We start from the raw sequence: 20,328 nt of genomic DNA on the forward strand, positions 1-20,328 counted from the left end.
TCGCCGGCTTGTCGACGACCGGCAGCATCTCCTTCGGAGTGGCCTTGGTCGCCGGCAGGAACCGGGTACCGAGCCCGGCCGCGGGAATGACAGCCTTGCGGAGGCGGGAGACCATGTGTTGCCCGATGTCCTTCGTCGTTCGATGCGTGGAGGGTGTTCACCGCCCCGGCGCGGCGTGCGCACCGGGGCGGGCCGGGTCAGGCGCCGACGAGGCCGGTCTCGTTCTCGCCCGTCCGCTGCCGCACGATACGGGCCGTGCTGAACGGAGTCGGGGCGGGCGCCGGAGTGCGCTCGTCCAGGGGCAGCACCTCGGGGCTCGGCCGCTCACCGAGGAACAGGCGGCGTACCGCGCGCTCCGCCGCGTGACCGTCGTCGTACTGTACGAACCGCTCGCGGAACGCGGCCCGCAGCGCGGTTGCCCGGGTGCTGTTCCAGTCGCCGGAACGGAAGACCTCGATCAGCTCGTCCTCGCTGGTCGCGGTCGCCCCGGGGGTCTCGCCCGGCTTCCCGGAAAGGATGTCGAAGTACACGCCGCGGGCCCGGCTGTAGACCTCCCAGTCGTCCGCGTAGCTGACGATCGGCCGGTCGAGGCAGGCGTAGTCGAACATGATCGACGAGTAGTCGGTGATCAGGGCGTCGGCGGCCAGGCAGAGGTCCTCCACCACCGGGTACCGCGACACGTCCTTGATCAGGCCGCGCTCCTGCAGCGCCGCGAGGTTCGGGTCGGCGCCGTAGAAGTAGTGGGTGCGCACCAGGACGACGTAGTTCGGGCCGAGTTCGCGGCAGAACCGCTCCAGGTCGATCCGGGGCACGTAGCCCTTCTGGTAGTCGCGGACCGTCGGGCAGTAGAGGAGGGCCGTCTTGCCCTCCTCGATGCCGAGTTCGCCGCGGATGCGGGCCACGTCCTCGGCGGTCGACCGGAAGTACACGTCGTTGCGCGGGTAGCCGCACTCGACCGCTTCGAACGCGCAGGGGTAGACCCGCTCCCAGATCTCCGTGGAGTGCTGGTTGGACGTCACGCTCAGGTCCCACTTGTCGGCCCGCTCCAGCATCTTGCCGAAGCTCATGCCCTTCGCGGCGGCCGGGAACTTCTGCTGGTCGATGCCCATCTGCTTCAGCGGCGTGCCGTGGTGGGTCTGCAGGAACACCTGCTCCGGGCGCTTGACGATGTCGTTCGGGAAGTTGACGTTGTTGACCAGGTACTTGGCGCGGGCCATGACCTCCCAGTAGCGGGGGGAGTTCGCCACCACGTAGTCCACGCCCTCGGGGACGGAGTCCACCTCGGTGCGCCGGACGATCCAGACGCCGTGGACGTCCGGGGCGAGTTCCTTCGCCTTGTGGTAGACGGCCGCGGGGTTGCAGGCGACGCCGCGGTTCCAGTAGGCGGCGTACACCGCGAGCTTCTCGTCGACCGGTCGGCGCAGGTGCAGCCGGTAGAGCCGGTTGTACGCGGTCTTCCCGAGCTTCGTCTTCGCCTTCGTCGCGCGCTGCACGACCTGGCGGCGGGTGTGGGTGGCGAAGGTCATCGCCGAATAGGCGGTGTAGGAACCGCGCTCCAGTATCTGGAACCGGGTGCCCTGGTTGCCCTCGGGAAGGACGAAGCCGCGCGGCTTGTAGCGCTTGTACTGCGCCGCCGACAGCTTGAAGAACTCCGCCCGGTCCTTGGGGACGATGCGGTCCTCGCGGGCGAGAGTGAACAGGAAGTGGCTGGCCATGCGCTCGAAGAGCAGTGCCCGCACCGGTTCGAGCTGGGGACGCTCGTCGAGGAACTCGAAGAGCCGCGTGTACTGCTGGAAGATTCCGAAGTGCTTGCGCCCCGGCGTGCGCATGGAGTTGCCCTGGCGGCGCTGGCGGTACTCGACGCATATGTGGTCGGTGGCGGCAATGCGTTCCGCGGTCAGCATGGTCTTGTAGACCATGAGGGCGTCTTCGTAGATTCCGTCGGTGAAAGTGAAACGGTGGTCGTCGACGTAGAATTCACGGCGGTATACGCGGTTCCACACCACGGCGAACATCGTCAGGTAGTCCGGGCGTTCCAGCGCGGTGAATACGTCCGTTCCCGCGGCGGCCAGCATTTCACCGGCGGCGCTTTCCTGGACGCGGTCGTTCCAGAAAGTGCGGACGTGATTGAGAAGCAGGATGTCCGGGTCGCCGGTCTCGCCGAGGCGGTCCGCGATGGCCTGCAGTGCGCCCTCGGCGAGCGTGTCGTCGCTGTCCAGGAACAGGATGTACGTGCCGCGGGCCCGGAGCGCGCCGGCGTCCCGCGCCTTTCCTATTCCCTTGTTCTCCGTGAAATGCACGGGTATGACGCGGCTGTCCGCAGCGGCGTACTCGTCGAGAATGCGACCGCAGGCATCGGGCGAGAAGTCGTCGACGGCGACGACCTCGAAGTCGCCGTAGGACTGCGACAGGATGGAGTCCAAGCATGCGCGAAGGTACCCCTGGACCTTGTATACGGGTACGACCACGCTGATCCTCGGCGAAGCGTTTCCATCCGCAACGGGCATGCTGGGGGCTCCTGGACTGTCGATCAACCGCGTCCCGTGGCGGTGACCGGAACGGGGCGCGAAAGGCACAAGGAGTGCAGGTTAACGTTTGGATCAGAGTACTGTACGCCCGGTGTTCGACCGTTCGGTCGCGCGAAGTGTTACGCGGGCACGATTCGATAACGCCCGCCGAACGCGCAGACCAGCGCGTGTCGGTGGTGCCTGCACGGAGGCCGCCCGCGAGGCCGATTGTGACGTTTCGCTCGGCAGGGCAACCTTTTGCCCGAGAAATGGTCGGGGGTGGTCCGGCCGCCGCCGGTCGGTGACCGGACCGGGGGCCGGCTCGCACATGCGAAGTGCCCCCCGCCCCGGGGCGGGAGGCACTTCCGGGTCCCGTAGCGGGCCGCCGCGACGGGGTCAGGCGCGCGCGTCGTCCTCGATCGCCCCGGCCGGGGTCGGCACCGCACGGCGTTCGTCGAACGGGACGAAGGGCAGCGGCTGCTCCTCGCCCAGGAAGACCCGCCGCACGACGCGTTCCGCCGCGTGCCCGTCGTCGAACTCGCAGAAACGCCGGCGGAAGACGTCCCGGTGCCCGGCCGCCTCCGGGCTGTCGTACGCGCCCGAGGCGAGCAGCGCGAGCAGCTCCTCCTGCGTCGTCGCCACCGCGCCGGGCGGCTCCTTCAGCAGGTCGAAGTAGGTGCCGCGGACCACGGAGTAGGTCTCCCAGTCGGGCACGTAGCTGATGATCGGACGGTCAAGGACGGCGTAGTCGAACATCGCCGAGGAGTAGTCCGTGATCAGGGCGTCCGCGGCGAGGTACAGCTCCTCCACCCGGGGATGGGCGGTGACGTCGATGACGCGGCCGGTACGGCGGAGCTCGTCGACGTGCGGCGAGTTGCCGTAGAAGTAGTGGCCGCGCACCAGCAGGGCCACGTCCGGTCCGAGTTCCTCGGCGAACCGGGCGAGGTCCAGGGACGGCACGAAGGCCGGCTGGTACTCGCGGTGGGTCGGCATGTACAGGAACGCCTTGGTGCCGTCGGCCAGGCCGAGCGCCGCACGCGCCCGGCGGACGTCCTCCGCACCCGCGTTGACGAGGGCGTCGTTGCGCGGGTAACCGGACTCCAGTGTCTCGTAGGAGCAGGGGTAGGCACGCTCCCACACCACGCTGGTGTGCCGGTTCGAGGTGATGCTGTAGTCCCAGCGGTCGCAGCGCTTGAGCAGCTTGCCGAAACTCATGTTCGTGGAGGCCGGGTACCTGCGCTGGTCCAGGCCCATGGTCTTGAGCGGGGTGCCGTGGTGCGTCTGCACGTGGACCTGGCCCTCGCGCTTCACCACCGAGTCGGCGAAGTTCACGTTGTTGACCAGGTACTTGGCGCGGGCCACCGCCGTCCAGTACTCCCGCGAGCCCACGCGGACGAAGTCCACGCCGGCCGGCACCTCGTCCACCGCGTCCGGCCGGACGGCCCACACGCGGCGGATGTGCGGGGCCCGGCGGGCGAGTTCGGCGTCGATGGCGGCGGGGTTGCAGGTGACGCTGCGGTTCCAGTAGGCGGAGAACACGGCCAGGTTCTCGTCCAGCGGCGCGCGCAGCTGCGACCGGTAGATGAGGCCCATGGCGCGGCGCTTGGACTGGTTCACCGCCGAGCGGGCACGCCTCCTGACGCCGTCGCGCAGCTTCGCCGCACGCGTGGCGCCCATGAACGCGGTGAACGCGCCGCGCTCCAGCAGCGCGTACTTGCGGCCGTCGTTGCCCGGGGGACGCACGAAGCCCTTCGGTAGCTTCGCGCGGTAGTCCGACGAGGCGCGGTGGAAGAACTCCGCCCGCGCGTTCTGCGGCAGGCGGCCCGCACGCTCCAGAATGGTCAGGTAGTGGTCGACCATCTTGCGGAAGAGCGGGCCGCGCCACTGGTCCAGTCCCTCGTGCGTGTCGAGGTAGTCGAAGACGCGCTCGTACTGGTCGAAGACGTCGAAGTGCTTGCGGCTGACCGTCTTGAGGATGTTGCCGCCCTCGCGGCGCTGCCGGTAGTACAGGCAGACGCGGTCCAGCAGGGCGATCCGCTCGGCGGTGATCATGGAGCAGAACGTCCAGGGGGCGTCCTCGTAGTAGCCCGGAGGGAAGACGAGGTCGGCCCGGGTGACGAAGTCGCGCCGGTAGGCCTTGTTCCAGACTATCTGCAGCAGGTCGAGCAATTCCGGGTGCTCGGCGAGCGAGAAGACGTCCGATCCCTCGTACCGGAGCAGGTCGGCGCGCTGATTGCGCCGCATATTCCCGTCCCAGTAGGTACGCGCGTAGTCGTAGACCAGGATGTCGGGACGGCCGGTGGCCCCGATGCGGTCGGCCATCGCGCTCAGTGCCCCGTCGGCCAGCGTGTCGTCGCTGTCCAGGAACAGCACGTACTCGCCCCGCGCCTTTTCCAGCCCGGCGTTCCGCGCGCGTCCGAGACCCACGTTTTCCATGAGGTGAATCACATGAATGCGCGGGTCGCGTTCCGCGTACTCGTCAAGGAGAGCACCGGATCCGTCCGGCGAGCAGTCGTCGACCGCGATGATCTCGAAGTCCGTGCAGTCCTGCCCCAGGACCGAGTCCAGGCACTCGGGCAGGTAGCCCTGCACCTTGTACACGGGGATGACGAGGGAGAAAGTGGGCATCCTTTACAACCTGTTCCAAGAAGGCTGACCATGTGTCCGTTCGTACCGTAGCCGGACACTCTGTGGCCGACGGGCGGCAGCGCTGTTCTCCACACTAACTTGGCCCCGTATTGTCCGAATTCACTGGCGAAGATTCACAGGCCGGTTGAATGTCACACACAATCTGCCGAGGGCCGGTATAAGTACCGGTCACCGCAGGAGACGGGGCGGTGGGCGGGGCGTCGGCGGGGGAGCCGGACGGCTGCCGGCGCGGTCCCGGCACCGCGGGTTCCGCGGCCAGGCGCCGCTCCATGCGCGCCCGGTGCTCCCCGGCCACCGCGCACAGGTCCCGCACGGCACCGGCGAAGCGCTCCAGCGGCGGCGGGTCGGCCGGACCCAGCAGCCGCAGGGACAGCGCGGCGCGTGCCCCGGCCCACTCGTCCCGTTCCGGGTGCCGGACCGCGTCGAGCAGCGCCGGCACCCCGGCCGCGTCCGGTGTCAGCACGGTGGCCGCCGCCACGGTGGGGAACGACTTGCGGAACACGTCCTCCGCCAGCCCGCTGGTGTTGGCGACGGCGTACGGCTTGCCGCTCGCCAGGAAGTCGCTGATCACACTGGAGACGTCACTGATCAGCAGGTCGGACCGGTTGAAGCAGGAGTAGAGCGGCGGCCGGGCGCCCGTGACGACCTGGTGCTCACCCTCCGGCAGCGAGGCCCAGTACGCCTCCTCCCAGGCCGCCGTCGCCCGCGCCACCGCCCCGGCCCGGCCCGGCTCCGGAGCAGGCCGCAGCAGCATCCGCTCCGCCTGGTCGGCCGCCGGACGGAAGCCGGCCGCGGTGAGCCGTTCCAGCTCCGCCGCCCGACGGGCCGGCCGGGGCGACGCCGACGCCTCCGGCCGCACCCCGCCCCGCGCCCGGTTCGCCGCCCGCACCAGCTCCCGGACCCGCAGGTCGGCGGCCCCGGCCCGGGGGTCCACCGACCCGGTCAGCGGGTGAGGCTTGTACAGCAGCCGGACGCCCGGATCGGCGAGCAGCGCCCGCACGAGGTTCTCGCCGGCCTCGACCACCGACGTGTTGCCGGGGTTGCCGTCCCAGCCCTCCCAGGTCGGCGCGTACAGGACCGTGAGGTACGCGCCGGGCGCCGGCGGTCCCGCGCACGGCCGTACGCCGTCCAGCTGCGGGCGGCCGATCTCCACCACGTCCTTGTCCTCGACACCGACCTCCGCCGCCGCGTACCGCTCCCGCGCCGCCGGTCCCGCCACCCAGACCTCGTCGTACGCCTTCGCGTACGGGTTGCAGGAGGACAGCTTGTCGCTCTCCCCGTGGTTGACGAAGGCGTGCTTGATCGTGGGGATGCGCAGCACCTGCGAGGTCTTCCCGGAGTTGGAGGGGTGCAGGAGGACGCGGAGCGTGGAGTGCTCCAGACGCATCAGCGTGGCCACCTTCGGCAGGCACACCACCGGGATGTCCGTCGCCGCGATCCGCTCCACCATGAACCGTTCCCGCAGCACGATCACCGGCCGCTCCGCCAGCCCCGCCAGCGGCTCCAGCCACATGTTCGCCTGGTAGGCGGAGGACGCGCCGCCCGAGAAGTACAGGCCGACCGTCGGCCGGTACCGAGCCAGCCACGCCTCGAACCAGTCGAGCACCTCCTGCTCGCCCGCGGGCCTGCGCCCCGGCAGCAGCCGCAGCGACAGCGCGCCCAGGCCGGTCGCGGCCACGGCCAGCGACACCGCGAGGCCCGCCGCGCCCCACCCGGGCGCGTCGGTGGCCACCGTGGCGAGCAGTCCCGCCGTCGACGGCAGCCCGAAGACCGCCAGCCGGTGTCCGGGGCGGCGCAGCAGCGCCGGGGGCGCCGGGGTCAGGCGCAGCGCCGACGCGTCGATGTTCCGGGTCACCACGGGCAGCGTCCGGGTGCGCCGGACCAGGACGGAGACCGCCTGGATCGCCCAGTGCAGCGCGTACAGGACGAGCAGCCCGGCGACGAGCGGGGCGTACGCGCCCTCCCGGTGCTGCTCGCCCAGGCGCAGCAGGCCCACCACGAGCAGCAGGTCCCGCAGCACGTGCCGGACCGTGACGTCGGCGTGCGACTTGGCGAACAGCGACACCATGCCCCCTCCCCACCGGTGCAGCACCGCCTCGGCGGCGAGCGAGGCGGTGGTCGCGGCGAGCAGCAGCGGTACGTGCGGCAGCAGCGCGCCCAGCGCCTGCGTGGCGAAGGCGGACGCCAGCGCGGCCACGACCAGCAGCTTCACCGCGGTCCGCCGACGGGGCAGGGCGAGGCCCGCGGGCCGGGGGAGCCGGGGCCGGCGGAGGAGAGGGCGGTGGGGCCGGCGGGGGAGAGGACGACGGGGCGGGGGCAGGGGCACTGCGGTCTCTCCAGACTCGTCACGCTTCGGACAACCCGGTTAACGCGCGGTGACCGCCGGACGACACGCGCGTGTTGACCCCGGCCCTTGACGGGCGGGGAGACGGGGAGAGGAGTGGCGGTGCGGGCGTCCCGGGTCCGGCCTCCGGCGGGCGGGGGGATGGGGAGAGGGGTGGCGGTGCGGGCGCCTCCGATCCGGCCTCCGGCGGGCGGCGACCAGCGGTGAAGGCGCGGCGCGTGCGCGCTGTCCGCAGCCTGAACTGTGGTGCGGCGCGTGTCCCGGTTCCCGTAGATTGCCCGGCGGGCGCAGGATTCGGCGCATGTCGACGGGAGAGGCGGGCAGGCCGTGGCAGGGGCAGGGCCGGAGACAAGGCAGGCCGTGGGCGAGGCCCGCAGGATCGTCGTCAAGGTCGGTTCCTCATCGCTGACGACCGCGGCGGGCGGCCTGGACGCCGACCGGGTCGACGCGCTGGTCGACGGGCTGGCCAAGGTGCGGGGCGCGGACAAGGAGATCGTCCTCGTCTCCTCCGGCGCCATCGCCGCGGGCCTCGCTCCGCTGGGCCTGCCCCGCCGCCCCCGGGACCTGGCCCGCCAGCAGGCCGCCGCCAGCGTCGGCCAGGGACTGCTGGTCGCCCGGTACACCGCCTCGTTCGCCCGCTACGGCGTCCGGGTCGGCCAGGTGCTGCTGACCAGCGACGACATGAGCCGCCGCGCCCACCACCGCAACGCCTCCCGCACCCTGGACAAGCTGCTGTCGATGGGTGCCTTCCCGATCGTCAACGAGAACGACACCGTCGCCACCGACGAGATCCGCTTCGGCGACAACGACCGCCTCGCCGCCCTCGTCGCCCACCTGGTCCGCGCCGACCTGCTGGTGCTGCTGTCCGACGTGGACGGTGTGTACGACGGCGACCCCAGCCGGCCCGGCACCTCGCGGCTGGCCGAGGTGCGGGACATGGGCGACCTCGCGGGCATCGACATCGGCAGCGCGGGCAAGGCCGGAGTGGGCACCGGCGGCATGGTGACCAAGGTCGAGGCGGCCCGGATCGCCGCCGCCGCCGGCATCCCCGTGGTGCTGACCAGCGCGGTCCACGCGGCCGACGCCCTGGCCGGCGGCGACACCGGCACGTACTTCCACGCCACCGGCAGGCGCTTCGCCGACCGGCTGCTGTGGCTGCAGCACGCCTCCGCCCCGCGGGGCGCGCTGGTGCTGGACGACGGCGCGGTCCGCGCGGTCGTCGAGGGCCGCAAGTCGCTGCTGCCGGCCGGGATCGCGGGCGTCGAGGGCGAGTTCGCCGCGGGCGACCCGGTCGAGCTGCGGGACGGCACCGGGCGGGCGGTGGCCCGCGGGCTGGTCAACTTCGACGCCAAGGAGATGCCCCGCCTGGTCGGCCGCTCCACCCGGGAACTGGCGCGCGAACTCGGACCCGCGTACGAACGCGAGGTCGTACACAGGGACGATCTGGTGATCCTGCACCCGTAATGGGTCGAAACGTCCCCGAATCGGTAGTGGACGTTCCGCAAAACCGCCCCGCGATCTCGTGCGGCCTGCTCAACTTTCCTCAGGGACAAGTCCGGCCGACCACCGGGCCGAGCCATGTGCGAAGGAGGCCGTCGTGAGCGGAGTGCGCCCTGGACCGGCGGCGTCCCGCGGTGGCACCGGCTCCCGGAGCGGCACCACTCCCCGCGGCGGTACGGGCTCGCGCGCCGGTACCGGCTCCCGTCCCGGCGGCGCCCGCGGCACCTCCCGCACACCCGGCGACGAACGGGCCCTGACCAGCGTCGCGGCCGGCGACCGCTTCCGCGGCGAGGAGCCCGACCACACCCCGCGCCTGTGGCACGTCACCCTCAGCGTCTCCGGGGCCCGTGCCCCGCTCACCGAGGTCCGCCGCGCCCTGGAACAGCTCGCGCACGACCACCCCTTCCTGCTGACCAGCAGGTACGCCGACGACCACGCCGAGATCCGGTACTGGGAGGAGGCCCGCGACCTGCACGACGCGGCCGCCGTCGCCCTGCGCCTGTGGGGCGAGCACCGGCAGACCGCGGGCCTGCCGCCCTGGGAGATCGTCGGCCTGGAGGTCATCGACCGGGCCACCTACCACCAGCGCATCGCGGCGGGGTACGGGCCCGCACCGGCGACACCCGTGGGCGTCCACCCGTTCTGACCCCTGTCCCGGCCGTCCCGCGGCTGCCGTCCCGGCCTGTCCCGCGGCTGCCGTCCCGGCCTGTCCCGCGGCTGCCGTCCCGGCCCGTTCCGCGGCTGCCGTCCCGGCCCGTTCCGCGGCTGCCGTCCCGGCCTGTCTCGCGGCTGCCGTCCCGGCCCGTTCCGCGGCTTCCGTCCCGGCCAGTTTCACGGCTCCTGTCCCGGCCTGTCCCGCGGCTCCTGTCCCGGCCCGTTTCCGCCCCTCTCTCGGGCTGTCGCCCGGGCCCCTCCCGGCCCCGGTTCTCGTCCCTCTCCCGGCCCGGCTCTCGCGCCCCTCCCGGCCTGGCTCTCGCCCCTCTCCCGCCCCGGGTCTCGCCCTTCTCCCGGTCCGGGTCTCGGCCCCCCTCTTGCCCCGGCTCTCGCCCCGTTCCCAGGCCATCTCGGGTGATGGGACGACGGCTGGACGCCCGGTCCCCGCGCACTACCCTTCCCCCATGACCACGCTCTCGCCGTACGACTCGATGTCCCCGGTCACCAGGGCCGCCTACCGGGCCAAGTCCGCCGCCGCCGACCTCGCGCCGCTGCCGCGGGCCGCCAAGGACGACGCGCTGCTCGCCGTCGCGGACGCGCTGGAGGTCCGTACGAGCGAGATCGTCGAGGCCAACGCCCAGGACGTGGCCAAGGCCCGCGCCGCCGGGACCAGCGAGGCGATCATCGACCGGCTCACGCTCACGCCGGAGCGGGTCCGGGCCATCGCCTCCGACGTGCGCGACGTCGTCGCCCTGCCCGACCCGGTCGGCCAGGTCGTGCGCGGCAACACCCTCCCCAACGGGATCGACCTGCGCCAGGTGCGGGTCCCGCTCGGCGTCGTCGGCATCATCTACGAGGGCCGGCCCAACGTCACGGTCGACGCCGCCGCGCTCTGCCTGAAGTCGGGCAACGCGGTGCTGCTGCGGGGTTCGTCCTCCGCGTACCAGTCCAACAGCGCCCTCGTGCGGGTCGTCCGCGACGCCGTGGGCGGGGCCGGGCTGCCCGCCGACGCCGTGCAACTGGTGCCCGGCGAGAGCCGCGAGAGCGTGCGCGAGCTGATGCGGGCCCGCGGCCTGGTGGACGTGCTCATCCCGCGCGGCGGCGCCTCGCTGATCAACACGGTCGTCCAGGAATCCACCGTCCCCGTCATCGAGACCGGCACCGGCAACTGCCACGTCTACGTCGACGCGCAGGCCGACCTGGACATGGCCGTCGACATCCTGATCAACTCCAAGGCCCAGCGCGTCAGCGTCTGCAACGCCGCCGAGACCCTCCTGGTCCACCAGGACATCGCCGCCGAGTTCCTCCCCCGCGCGCTGGCCGCCCTCGCCGAGGCCGGCGTCACCGTGCACGCCGACGAGCGGGTGACGGCATACGCCAAGGACTCCGGCGCGAACGTCGTCGAGGCGACGCCCGAGGACTGGGAGACCGAGTACCTGTCGTACGACATCGCGGCCGCCGTTGTCGACTCCCTGGACCGGGCCGTCGAGCACATCCGGCTGTGGACCTCCGGCCACACCGAGGCCATCGTCACCACCTCGCAGCAGGCCGCCCGGCGCTTCACCCAGTTGGTCGACTCCACCACCGTCGCCGTGAACACCTCCACCCGCTTCACCGACGGCGGTCAGTTCGGCTTCGGCGCCGAGATCGGCATCTCCACGCAGAAGCTGCACGCCCGCGGCCCGATGGGGCTGCCGGAGCTGACCAGCACCAAGTACATCGTCACCGGCGACGGGCACGTACGGCGCTGACGGCACGCGGCGGCCGGCGGCAGCCGCACCGGGCGGACGCGCCGGCCGGGGCATCCCACCCACTGGACCAATTTCCCCGCCGTCTGCCCAAAACGACCCCCCAGGTCTACTCTGGATCCGTGCCGGAGGACGTGGGGGGCACGCCGTTCCCTGACGGCTGGGAGCCCGACGACGACCACGACCGCGGGGTGTCGGACGAAGAGTTCGCCTCCGTGGTCTTCGACGAGGCCTTCGTACAGGCGGCCGCGGTGCACGAGCCGACCGCCGTCGAACGCCTTCTGGCCGCCGCGCAGGCCAGAGCCGAGGCCACCGAGGCGGAAGCGGCCCGCCGAGGCCGCAGCAGAGCCGAGCGATACGACGACGGATACGGCGATTTCGGCCATGATCCCGACCTCGACGACCCCGACGACGACCGCGACCCGCTCGACCGTCCCTACGGCGCCCCGGCGGCGTACGGCAAGCAGGTCCGCTGGCACCGGCCGGTCGCCTGGATGCTGGCCCTCGTGATGGGCGTCGGCATGGTCGCGCTGGCCTTCGTGGCCGTCTACCGGGGCGCGTCCTCGGGAGGTGGCCCCCAGCAGGTGCCGCCCCCCGCCTCCACCGGCCCGGAACAGGGCGGCACCGTGACCCCCTCGGCCTCCGCCGACTACTCCCAGCCGGCCGTCCCGGTGATCCCGCGCAGCCCCTGACCTGCCCGTCCGGCAGGCCACAAGCTGTCCCAACTTGACCTGCACCGGCGCGTTTACGCGACCTTCCGCCGACCTACCCTGAAGATATGGCAGGGCTTGGCGAGCCGCCCGGAGGAACGCCCGAGGGCGGCCCCGGAGGCGGCGAGGACGAATACCGACCCGTCGTCTTCGACGAGTCGTTCGTCCGCGCTGCCCGGCTCCAGGAGTTCTCCGCCCAGGAACGCATCACCGACCACGCCCCGGCCGTGCGCCGCCGCCCCACGCTGCGCCGGGCCGGCCTGTCCCGGCAGGCGCTGATCCTCGTCGTGCTGATCGCCGTCGCCTTCGGCACCGCCATCTACATGGGCGTACGGCACCCCTACCAGGACCCGGCCGGGCAGCGGACCGCCGCCCCGGCACGGATGACCGTCGTCCCGCTCGCTCCCGGGGACCGGGTGCCGGGAGGCGGGAACGCCGCGTTCCTGTTCGAGCACAGCCCCGCCGCGCAGTTCCGCTCCGCCGCCGACGGCATCCCGCTGCCGGGGGCCCGGCGCACGGCGCACTTCTCCGAGGACCAGGTGCTCAACGCGCTGACCACGGCGAAGAACTACATCGTCCGCTCGGGGCTCGACCCGGAGGTGCTCGGCGGCGGTGCGGTCCGCTCGGTGCGCGTCCTCCTCGACCCCGACCAGCTCTCCCAGTTCGACGAGAGCTTCGAGAGCCCGGCCGTCGACGGGCGGCACACGCCCACCGGATGGCTGGTCCGCTTCGATCCCGCCGGCGCCGAGCTGGCCGACCCCGAGATACGGGTCGACGGCAGCCTGCGGGTCGTGGAGAGCGACGCCTCCACCCTGGACGTCACCGCCGACCACACCATGGTGTACGCGCTGCGCCTGGCCGGCGACGCGCGGGCCGAGGTGTCGCTGTTCACCGTCCGGCGCGAGCTGCACTTCCGCTACGACCGGGACGACCTGCGGCTGCACCAGACCCAGCTCGTGGCCTCGTACGTCCAGGCCGGGCCGCTCTCCTGCGCCGAGGACTCGGCGAACCACCTCCGCCCCCTGCTCGCCGGCCGCAGCGCCGGTGCCGGCACCCCCGCCGGCACCGACCCGTACACCTCGGACAACGCCACGGCCCTGTGCGGCACCCTCGCGTCGCGCGCCCAGCCGAAGGTGTGAGGTGCCCCCGAGGCCCGGGGAGTGGGCCGGCCCGGCGGGGAGTGCGTCGGCCCGGTCAGGCGCCGTCGCGCGGCGGACGGCCGCCCGGGCCCCCGGAGCCGCCGTCGCCGCCGGACCCCTCCGGGCCGCCGGACCCCTCCGGGCCGCCGGACCCCTCCGGGCCGCCGGACCCCTCCGGGCCGCCGGACCCCTCCGGGCCGTCCGACGGCCTCCCGGACGCCTCGCCCCGGTCCTCCGTCGGCCCGTCCCCGGCTCCATCCCCGGTTCCGTCCCCGGTTCCGCCCGTGTCGCCCTTGGGCGGCCGCGGCTGCGAGGACGTGAAGCTGCCGAAGCCCCGCCGCACGCGGTCGCCGAGGTCGCCGGCGCCGCCCGCGATGTCGGTCACCAGCTTCATCAGCGGGTCCTTCGAGCTGCGCACGTGCGAGGCGTAGCCCGCCGCCGACTCCCGGAAGGAGTCCCGCACCGAGGTGTCCTTGTCCTCGTCGCGCCGCGGGTAGTGGCCGTCCATCACCCGCTGGAAGTCCCGGGACTCCGCCCACTTCTTCAGCTCGGCCGCCCGCACCGTGGTGAACGGGTGCGTGCGCGGCAGCACGTTCAGGATCTTCAGCACCGAGTCGCGCAGGTCGCCGCCCGCCTCGTACTCCTCGGCCTGCTCCAGGAAGGCGTCCACGTTCATCTCGTGCAGGTGGTTGCCGCCCGCGATCTTCATCAGGCCCCGCATGGAGGCCCGCAGGTCCTGGCCGACCAGCAGGCCCGCGCGGTCGGCGGACAGCTCCGACTTGCGGAACCACTCGCGCAGCGCGGTCACGATCGCCATGATCGCCACGTTGCCCAGCGGGATCCAGGCGACCCGGACGGCGAGGGAGGTCAGGAAGAGCAGGATGGTCCGGTAGACCGAGTGCCCGGACAGCGCGTGGCCGACCTCGTGTCCGACGACCGCCCGCATCTCCTCCTCGTCGAGCAGCTCGACCAGACCCGTGGTGACGACGATGATCGGCTCGTCCAGGCCGATGCACATCGCGTTCGGCGTCGGGTCCTGGTTGACGTACATCGGCGGGACCTTCTCCAGGTCCAGGATGTAGCAGGCGTCGCGCAGCATCACGTTCAGATGGGCGAACTGCCGGTCCGAGACCCGCACCGAGTCGGACAGGAACAGCAGCCTCAGGCTCCGCTCGGGCAGCAGCCCGCTCAGCGCCTTGAAGACCGTGTCGAAGCCGCTCAGCTTGCGCAGCGCCACCAGCGCGCTGCGGTCGGCCGGATGCTCGTACGCCCGTGAGGAGATCCCGGGGAAACGCCTGCGCTGCCTGCTGGGCACGTGCTCGTGCCCGTCGTGCTCGTGGCCGTCGGACATGTCTTCCCCCAGGTGCGTGTGTGGCCTGTACCTGTTCCCGGCCTGCTTGTGTCGGGTTCCCGGCCGGTACGCGCGTCTCGCGTGCGTCCGGTCTTTGCGAACCCTTGTGCGGTCCTTTGCGCCCCCCGAGCCGGGCCCAGCCTAGGCGGGGATACCGTGGACGGGCAGCACGTCGAAGGAGTCCACGCCATGCAGCACGTCCCCCACGCCGACTGGCTCGCCGGGGCCGCCACCGCCGCCGAGCAGCAGGGGCCGGGGAATCTGCTCCGAATCGTCCTGATCGTCATGGTGGTGGGCTGCGTGCTGACCGCCTGGTTCCTGCTGCGGGGGTACAGGCGGAAGGACGACTGAGGCGGCCCGAAGGTTCCCTCCGGGCCCCGCCGCGCCGCCCCGGCGGCGGAGTCGGCGTGATCGCCCGCGCGGTGCCCGCATACGATGAGCGGACGTCTTGTCCCGCCCACACCGGATAGGTCCTGCCGAAGATGAGCCTTCCCCTCAGCGCCGCCCAGTTCGTCACCCTCGCCGCCGAGGGCGGCGAGGAGCACGGTGGCAACCACCAGAGCCTGAGCCCCTACGTCACCGGCATCGGCGCGTTCGTCGCCCTGATGCTCCTGCTGTGGATCACCACCCGGTTCAACCGCGACCGCTGAGCGTCCGGGGCCGCGGGGGCGGCCGGGACGCCCCGCGCGGGCCGGTAGGGTCTGCACGCATGGGAGAGCACACGCCTACCGGCCCGGCGCACAACACGGCGCACGCGCCGGCGCGCGGCACGCAGAACGCGGTGCCCGCCCGCGCCGCAGGCCAGGGCAACGGCCCGTCGTCGGGCAAGCGCCGGCTCGGCGTCATGGGCGGCACCTTCGACCCGATCCACCACGGGCACCTCGTCGCGGCCAGCGAGGTCGCCGCGCAGTTCCAGCTCGACGAGGTGGTGTTCGTGCCGACGGGCCAGCCGTGGCAGAAGAGCCACCGCGCGGTCTCCGCCGCCGAGGACCGCTACCTGATGACGGTCGTCGCCACCGTCGAGAACCCGCAGTTCTCGGTGAGCCGCATCGACATCGACCGCGGCGGACCGACCTACACCGCGGACACCCTGCGCGACCTGCGCGCCCTCAACCCGGACGCCGACCTGTTCTTCATCACCGGCGCCGACGCCCTCGCCCAGATCCTCACCTGGCGCGACAGCGAGGAGTTGTTCTCCCTCGCCCACTTCATCGGCGTCACCCGGCCGGGGCACACCCTCACGGACGCCGGACTCCCCAAGGGCGGCGTCTCGCTGGTCGAGGTTCCCGCCCTCGCCATCTCCTCCACGGACTGCCGTGCGAGAGTCGCCAAGGGGGATCCCGTCTGGTACCTGGTGCCGGACGGAGTCGTGCGCTACATCGACAAACGCCAGCTGTACCGCGGCGAGTGAGCCGAGAGGGGCACCGGTGAACGACGGATACGACGCGGGCTACGGCGGCGACGACCAGTACGAGCTGGTCGGCTACGACGAGTACGGCCGGCCGGTCTACCGCCAGGCGCAGGGCCAGGGCCACGGCCAGGGCGGGTCCACCGCCGGGCCCGGCGGGCAGCCGGGGTACGACCAGTACGACCAGTACGGGCGACAGGATCCGTACGGACAGCAGCAGGGCGGACAGCAGCACGGCGGGCAGTACGGGCAGCAGCAGGGCTACGGCTACGACCCGTACGCCTCGGGCGGCCACCAGATCCCCCAGCAGCAGCCGTACGACCCCTACGGGCAGCAGGGCGGCTACGACACCGGTCAGCAGCCCCCGGTCCCCGGTGGCTACGACACGGGCCGCCAGCCGCCCGTGCAGGACTACGACACCGGTCAGCAGGCCCCTGTCCCCGGCGGTTACGACACCGGTCAGCAGCCGCCCGTCACCGACCACGGCGGCCCGGGCGGGCAGCGGCAGGGCTACGGGTACGACCCGTACGGGCAGGCCGCCACCAGCGGCACGCAGCCCCGCGTGGCCGAGCAGACCGCGCACATCCCGCAGCAGGCCGGCCCGCGCGACGACCCGGAAGCGGCCGCCCCCGACGAAGCCGGCCGCGAGTACCACACCGAGCAGTTCGCCTTCGTCGAGGAACCGGCCGACGACTCCGAGGACGTCATCGACTGGATGGCGTTCACGGAGAACCGCACCGAACGCCGTGAGGAGGCCCGGCGGCGCGCCCGCGCGCGCGTCGTCGCCCTGGTCGTCACTCTGGCCCTGGTCGCGGTCGGCGGTGTCGGCTACCTCTGGTACGCCGGGAAGCTGCCCGGCGTGTCCTCCTCCGACGCCAAGACGGGCGACACGACGACCGCGGGCGCCCAGAAGCGCGACGTGATCGCCGTCCACCTGCACGACACGGACGGCGGCGGCACCTCCACCGCGCTGCTCGTGAACAACACCACCACCAAGCAGGGCACCACCGTGCTGGTGCCCAACGCGCTCGCCCTGACCGGCGACGACGGCAGCACCACCACGCTCGCCAAGTCCGTCGACGACCAGGGCCCCGACGCCACCCGCGGCTCGCTCGACTCCGCCCTGGGCACCGACATCGAGGGCACCTGGCGCCTGGACACGCCGTACCTCCAGATCCTCGTCGACCTGGTCGGCAACATCGACATCGACACCGACGCCGACGTGCCCGACCCGGAGGCCAAGGACAAGGGCTCCACGCCCCTCGTGCGCAAGGGCGAGGGCCAGACCCTCAGCGGCAAGATGGCCGTCGCCTACGCCACCTACAGCGCCAAGGGCGAGAACGCGAACGCCCAGCTCCAGCGGTTCGGGCAGGTCCTGCACGGGGTGCTGCGCAAGCTGTCCTCCGACCCGCAGGCCGCGACGACCACCGTCCAGACCCTCGGGCTGATCCTCGACCCGCCGCTGACCGAGAAGGACCTCGGCTCCTTCCTCGCCGGGCTCTCCGACCGCGCCAAGGGCGGCGACTTCAAGACCGCGCTGCTGCCCGTCGAGGACGGCGGCTCGCTCAGCGCCGAGGCCAGTGACAGCGTCGTCAAGGACGTCCTGGGCGGCACCGCCAAGAGTCCCGACAAGGACGCGGCCGTCAGCGTCTCCGTCCGCAACGCCACCGGCGACGAGGACCGCACCGGCAAGGCCCGCGTCGTCCTCCTCAACGGCGGCTTCACCTTTGTGTCGGGCGGCACCGCCTCCGGCACCGAGGCGGCCTCGGAGGTCGTCTACGCGGAGGACGCCGACAAGGAGAACGCCGTCCAGGTCGCCAAGACCCTGGGCCTGTCCGCCGACTCCGTCTCCCAGGGCAAGGTCTCCGCGAACGCCAGGGTCTCGGTGGTGCTCGGCCAGGACTACAAACCGGCGTCCTAGACAGGACTACGAACCGGCGTCCTGGACACGACCACGAACCGGCGTCCTGGACACGACCACGAACCGGCGTCCCGGACAGGACCACGAACCGGCGTCCCGGAAGGCCCCGCGCTCACCGCGTGGGGCCTCGTCGGCGGTCGTGAGACCCTTGAGGTCAACCGACCTCCGACCCGAAAGCCAGGCAGTGACCGCGACCGACCGCTCCATCGAACTCATCAACACGGCCGCCCAGGCGGCGGCCGACAAGCTCGCGCACGACATCATCGCCTACGACGTCAGCGACGTGCTGTCGATCACGGACGCCTTCCTCCTCGCCTCCGCGCCCAACGACCGCCAGGTCAAGTCGATCGTCGACGAGGTCGAGGAGCGGCTGAACAAGGAACTCGGCGCCAAGCCGGTGCGCCGCGAGGGCGACCGCGAGGCCCGCTGGGTCCTGCTCGACTACGTCGACATCGTCGTCCACGTCCAGCACAGCGAGGAGCGCGTCTTCTACGCCCTCGAGCGGCTGTGGAAGGACTGCCCCGAGCTGGAGCTGCCCGCCGACGCCAAGGAGACCCGCGGCAAGGCCGAGGAGCACGCCAGGCAGCAGTCCGCCGAGGAGGCGACCGGAACCGACGGGGACTGGCGATGAGCGCCACCGGCGAGGTGACGGCGGGCCGGTCCGGACGCGGCCGGCGCGTCATCCTGTGGCGGCACGGCCAGACCTCGTGGAACGTGGAGCGCCGCTTCCAGGGCAGCACGGACGTCGAGCTGACCGAAACCGGCGTCGCCCAGGCCCGCCGCGCCGCCCAGCTGCTCGTGCACCTGGGGCCCGACGCCGTCGTCGCCTCCGACCTCGCGCGCGCCGCGGACACGGCCGCCGAGCTGTCCGTGCTCACCGGCCTCGAAGTGACCCTGGAGGAGGGCCTCAGGGAGACCTACGCGGGCGTCTGGCAGGGGCTGACCCACGACGAGATCATCGCCAGGTACGGCGACGAGTACGCGGCGTGGAAGCGCGGCGAGCCCGTGCGCCGCGGCGGCGGCGAGCTGGAGACCGAGGTCGCCGACCGCGCCGCCCCCGTGGTGCTCCGGCACGCCGAGAAGCTCCCCGAGGACGGCACCCTCGTCGTGGTCAGCCACGGCGGCACCATCCGCACCACCATCGGTCGCCTGCTCGGCCTGGAACCGCACAGCTGGGAGAGCCTCGGCGGCCTCACCAACTGCTGCTGGTCCGTCCTCGGCGAGGGCGCCCGCGGCTGGCGGCTCCTCGAGCACAACGCCGGCACGCTGCCGGAACCGGTGATCGGCGACGACGTCTGAGCGGGAGTCCCCGCCGCGGCCGGCGGGCGCGCGACCCGGATTTCACTTTCCGGCAGGTCGCAGGCTAAAGTTCTTCTTGTTCGCCCCGCCGGGCGGAGCGGACGAAGAGAAGGACCATGCGGCTCCGGTCGCGTGGCACCAGGGGCTATAGCTCAGTTGGTAGAGCGCCTGCATGGCATGCAGGAGGTCAGGAGTTCAATTCTCCTTAGCTCCACAGCCCACGGACGAATCCCGTCCCCTTCGGGGGGCGGGATTTTTCGTACGTGCCCGCTTGAGCAACAGGCGTCCCACAGGCGTATACCCCTGTGGAACTCCGTGTCCGGACTGGTACTGATGCGTCGCTGACCGTATTGGCCCGGTCGTGGCAGAATCAAACGGCCGGAAGGGGACCGCGGCCCGACGGGAGGGAGTGGCGATGCCTGCGAGCATCCTCGAGGAGGTCGGTCACCTCCTCGGGTCAGCGGTGGCGCGTGACACGGCCACCCGCCTCGGGTGCCCCTCCTGCGGTTCCGGACACGTGGCCCAGGTCCTCGGTGACAATGGCGGTATCTCGTACGTGTGCACGGCCTGCGGCCACAGCTGGAGCTGATCGATGGGTGCACACAGGCGGAAGTGCGACTGGTGCGGCAGCGGCACGCCCATCGTGCGCGACATGGAGCCCGTCAACCCCGACTACCAGTACTGGTGCGAGGAATGCGCGCGGGCTCTGATCATAAAAGGCGACCCCATCGAGACCTACCGCGAACTCGAGGGCGAGCCGATCTACGGCCGGCTCCTGGAGGAGCACTGCACGCTCAAGCGGTTCTACTCGTTCGTGACGGCCTAGCCTCCCTGCCTAGCTTCCCTGCCGTGCCTTCCTGCCTTGCGTCTCTGCCTTCCGAAGGCGTCCCCACGGGACCCGACGGGGCGGAACGGGCAAACCGGAAACGATTTGGTGTGATGCCCGGTCGACCGTGTAATGTTGGCGTCGCCGCCGGGGAGACCGGGCGGCGGACAACAAGGGGCTATAGCTCAGTTGGTAGAGCGCCTGCATGGCATGCAGGAGGTCAGGAGTTCAATTCTCCTTAGCTCCACAGCAGCACGGAAACCCCCGGATCT

Annotated in this window: 16 protein-coding genes, 2 tRNA genes and 1 pseudogene; 14 read left to right on the plus strand and 5 right to left on the minus strand. The window is 72.0% G+C overall.

Features of this window, described 5'->3' with window-relative positions; all coding sequences use genetic code 11:
* From IG94_RS41940 to IG94_RS0125815, 4 genes and pseudogenes are all read right to left on the minus strand, one after another.
* Positions 1-115, minus strand: a pseudogene (locus IG94_RS41940) (UTP--glucose-1-phosphate uridylyltransferase); the annotation flags it as partial.
* 82 nt (positions 116-197) lie between these two features.
* Positions 198-2,507, minus strand: coding sequence for a bifunctional glycosyltransferase/CDP-glycerol:glycerophosphate glycerophosphotransferase (locus IG94_RS0125805; RefSeq protein WP_052410853.1), 2,310 nt, complete (start codon positions 2,505-2,507; stop codon positions 198-200).
* A 396-nt stretch (positions 2,508-2,903) separates the two neighbouring features.
* On the minus strand, positions 2,904-5,135 hold the full coding sequence (locus IG94_RS0125810) for a bifunctional glycosyltransferase/CDP-glycerol:glycerophosphate glycerophosphotransferase (protein ID WP_031041832.1): 2,232 nt from the start codon (positions 5,133-5,135) through the stop codon (positions 2,904-2,906).
* Positions 5,136-5,229: 94 nt separating this feature from the next.
* Positions 5,230-7,368 carry a hypothetical protein gene (locus IG94_RS0125815; protein WP_224326190.1) on the minus strand — a complete coding sequence of 713 codons (2,139 nt, stop codon included), beginning with the start codon at positions 7,366-7,368 and terminating at the stop codon, positions 5,230-5,232.
* Between the two features lie 492 nt (positions 7,369-7,860).
* Between IG94_RS0125815 and proB the strand changes: the two genes are divergently transcribed.
* The 5 genes from proB (at position 7,861) to IG94_RS0125840 (ending at position 13,251) form a co-directional block, all read left to right on the plus strand.
* A complete protein-coding gene (gene proB, locus IG94_RS0125820; protein WP_031041836.1) occupies positions 7,861-8,964 on the plus strand; it encodes a glutamate 5-kinase in 1,104 nt (367 codons plus the stop codon).
* A gap of 133 nt (positions 8,965-9,097) precedes the next feature.
* A complete protein-coding gene (locus IG94_RS0125825) occupies positions 9,098-9,646 on the plus strand; it encodes a hypothetical protein (RefSeq protein WP_031041838.1) in 549 nt (182 codons plus the stop codon).
* A gap of 472 nt (positions 9,647-10,118) precedes the next feature.
* A complete protein-coding gene (locus IG94_RS0125830) occupies positions 10,119-11,405 on the plus strand; it encodes a glutamate-5-semialdehyde dehydrogenase (protein ID WP_031041840.1) in 1,287 nt (428 codons plus the stop codon).
* A gap of 119 nt (positions 11,406-11,524) precedes the next feature.
* Complete coding sequence (locus tag IG94_RS0125835; RefSeq protein ID WP_031041842.1) at positions 11,525-12,094, plus strand: SCO2584 family spore wall biosynthesis protein; 570 nt, start codon at positions 11,525-11,527, stop codon at positions 12,092-12,094.
* 86 nt (positions 12,095-12,180) lie between these two features.
* Positions 12,181-13,251: an SCO2583 family membrane protein gene (locus IG94_RS0125840; RefSeq protein WP_031041843.1), complete on the plus strand. Its 1,071-nt coding sequence runs from the start codon at positions 12,181-12,183 to the stop codon at positions 13,249-13,251.
* 55 nt (positions 13,252-13,306) lie between these two features.
* Here the strand turns inward: IG94_RS0125840 and IG94_RS0125845 are convergent, their stop codons facing one another.
* A complete protein-coding gene (locus tag IG94_RS0125845) occupies positions 13,307-14,602 on the minus strand; it encodes a M48 family metallopeptidase (protein ID WP_043484571.1) in 1,296 nt (431 codons plus the stop codon).
* Between the two features lie 189 nt (positions 14,603-14,791).
* On the opposite strand from IG94_RS0125845, the gene IG94_RS41945 reads away from it, so the two are divergent.
* The 9 genes from IG94_RS41945 to IG94_RS0125895 all read left to right on the plus strand — a co-directional run bounded on the left by IG94_RS41945 (position 14,792) and on the right by IG94_RS0125895 (position 20,303).
* On the plus strand, positions 14,792-14,953 hold the full coding sequence (locus IG94_RS41945; protein WP_031041850.1) for a hypothetical protein: 162 nt from the start codon (positions 14,792-14,794) through the stop codon (positions 14,951-14,953).
* 131 nt (positions 14,954-15,084) lie between these two features.
* On the plus strand, positions 15,085-15,252 hold the full coding sequence (locus tag IG94_RS41950) for a hypothetical protein (protein ID WP_031041853.1): 168 nt from the start codon (positions 15,085-15,087) through the stop codon (positions 15,250-15,252).
* A gap of 59 nt (positions 15,253-15,311) precedes the next feature.
* Positions 15,312-16,013 (plus strand): nicotinate-nucleotide adenylyltransferase, encoded by a 702-nt coding sequence (nadD, locus tag IG94_RS0125860; RefSeq protein ID WP_031041856.1) that lies wholly within the window; start codon positions 15,312-15,314, stop codon positions 16,011-16,013.
* Positions 16,014-16,029: 16 nt separating this feature from the next.
* Complete coding sequence (locus tag IG94_RS0125865) at positions 16,030-17,931, plus strand: LCP family protein (RefSeq protein ID WP_031041859.1); 1,902 nt, start codon at positions 16,030-16,032, stop codon at positions 17,929-17,931.
* Between the two features lie 184 nt (positions 17,932-18,115).
* Positions 18,116-18,562, plus strand: coding sequence for a ribosome silencing factor (gene rsfS / locus IG94_RS0125870; RefSeq protein ID WP_031041864.1), 447 nt, complete (start codon positions 18,116-18,118; stop codon positions 18,560-18,562).
* A complete protein-coding gene (locus IG94_RS0125875) occupies positions 18,559-19,230 on the plus strand; it encodes a histidine phosphatase family protein (RefSeq protein ID WP_031041867.1) in 672 nt (223 codons plus the stop codon). Before rsfS ends, IG94_RS0125875 begins: the two co-directional genes overlap by 4 nt.
* Before the next feature lie 141 nt (positions 19,231-19,371).
* Positions 19,372-19,444, plus strand: a tRNA-Ala gene (locus IG94_RS0125880).
* Between the two features lie 378 nt (positions 19,445-19,822).
* The gene (locus tag IG94_RS0125890; protein WP_003976229.1) at positions 19,823-20,056 is read left to right on the plus strand and encodes a hypothetical protein; all 234 of its coding nucleotides are present in this window, start codon (positions 19,823-19,825) and stop codon (positions 20,054-20,056) included.
* Between the two features lie 174 nt (positions 20,057-20,230).
* Positions 20,231-20,303 (plus strand) — tRNA-Ala (locus tag IG94_RS0125895).
* The last annotated feature ends 25 nt before the right edge of the window (positions 20,304-20,328 follow it).

The sequence above is a fragment of the Streptomyces olivaceus genome, assembly GCF_000721235.1.
GTDB lineage: Bacteria > Actinomycetota > Actinomycetes > Streptomycetales > Streptomycetaceae > Streptomyces > Streptomyces olivaceus.

Bases quoted from the DNA above. Each gene is read 5' to 3' on its own strand.
- IG94_RS0125810 (WP_031041832.1), bottom strand. From the start codon at position 5,135: ATGCCCACTTTCTCCCTCGTCATCCCCGTGTACAAGGTGCAGGGCTAC.
- IG94_RS41945 (WP_031041850.1), top strand. From the start codon at position 14,792: ATGCAGCACGTCCCCCACGCCGACTGGCTCGCCGGGGCCGCCACCGCC.
- IG94_RS0125845 (WP_043484571.1), bottom strand. From the start codon at position 14,602: ATGTCCGACGGCCACGAGCACGACGGGCACGAGCACGTGCCCAGCAGG.
- IG94_RS0125875 (WP_031041867.1), top strand. From the start codon at position 18,559: ATGAGCGCCACCGGCGAGGTGACGGCGGGCCGGTCCGGACGCGGCCGG.
- IG94_RS0125830 (WP_031041840.1), top strand. From the start codon at position 10,119: ATGACCACGCTCTCGCCGTACGACTCGATGTCCCCGGTCACCAGGGCC.
- IG94_RS0125890 (WP_003976229.1), top strand. From the start codon at position 19,823: ATGGGTGCACACAGGCGGAAGTGCGACTGGTGCGGCAGCGGCACGCCC.
- nadD (WP_031041856.1), top strand. From the start codon at position 15,312: ATGGGAGAGCACACGCCTACCGGCCCGGCGCACAACACGGCGCACGCG.
- IG94_RS41950 (WP_031041853.1), top strand. From the start codon at position 15,085: ATGAGCCTTCCCCTCAGCGCCGCCCAGTTCGTCACCCTCGCCGCCGAG.
- IG94_RS0125805 (WP_052410853.1), bottom strand. From the start codon at position 2,507: ATGCCCGTTGCGGATGGAAACGCTTCGCCGAGGATCAGCGTGGTCGTA.
- IG94_RS0125840 (WP_031041843.1), top strand. From the start codon at position 12,181: ATGGCAGGGCTTGGCGAGCCGCCCGGAGGAACGCCCGAGGGCGGCCCC.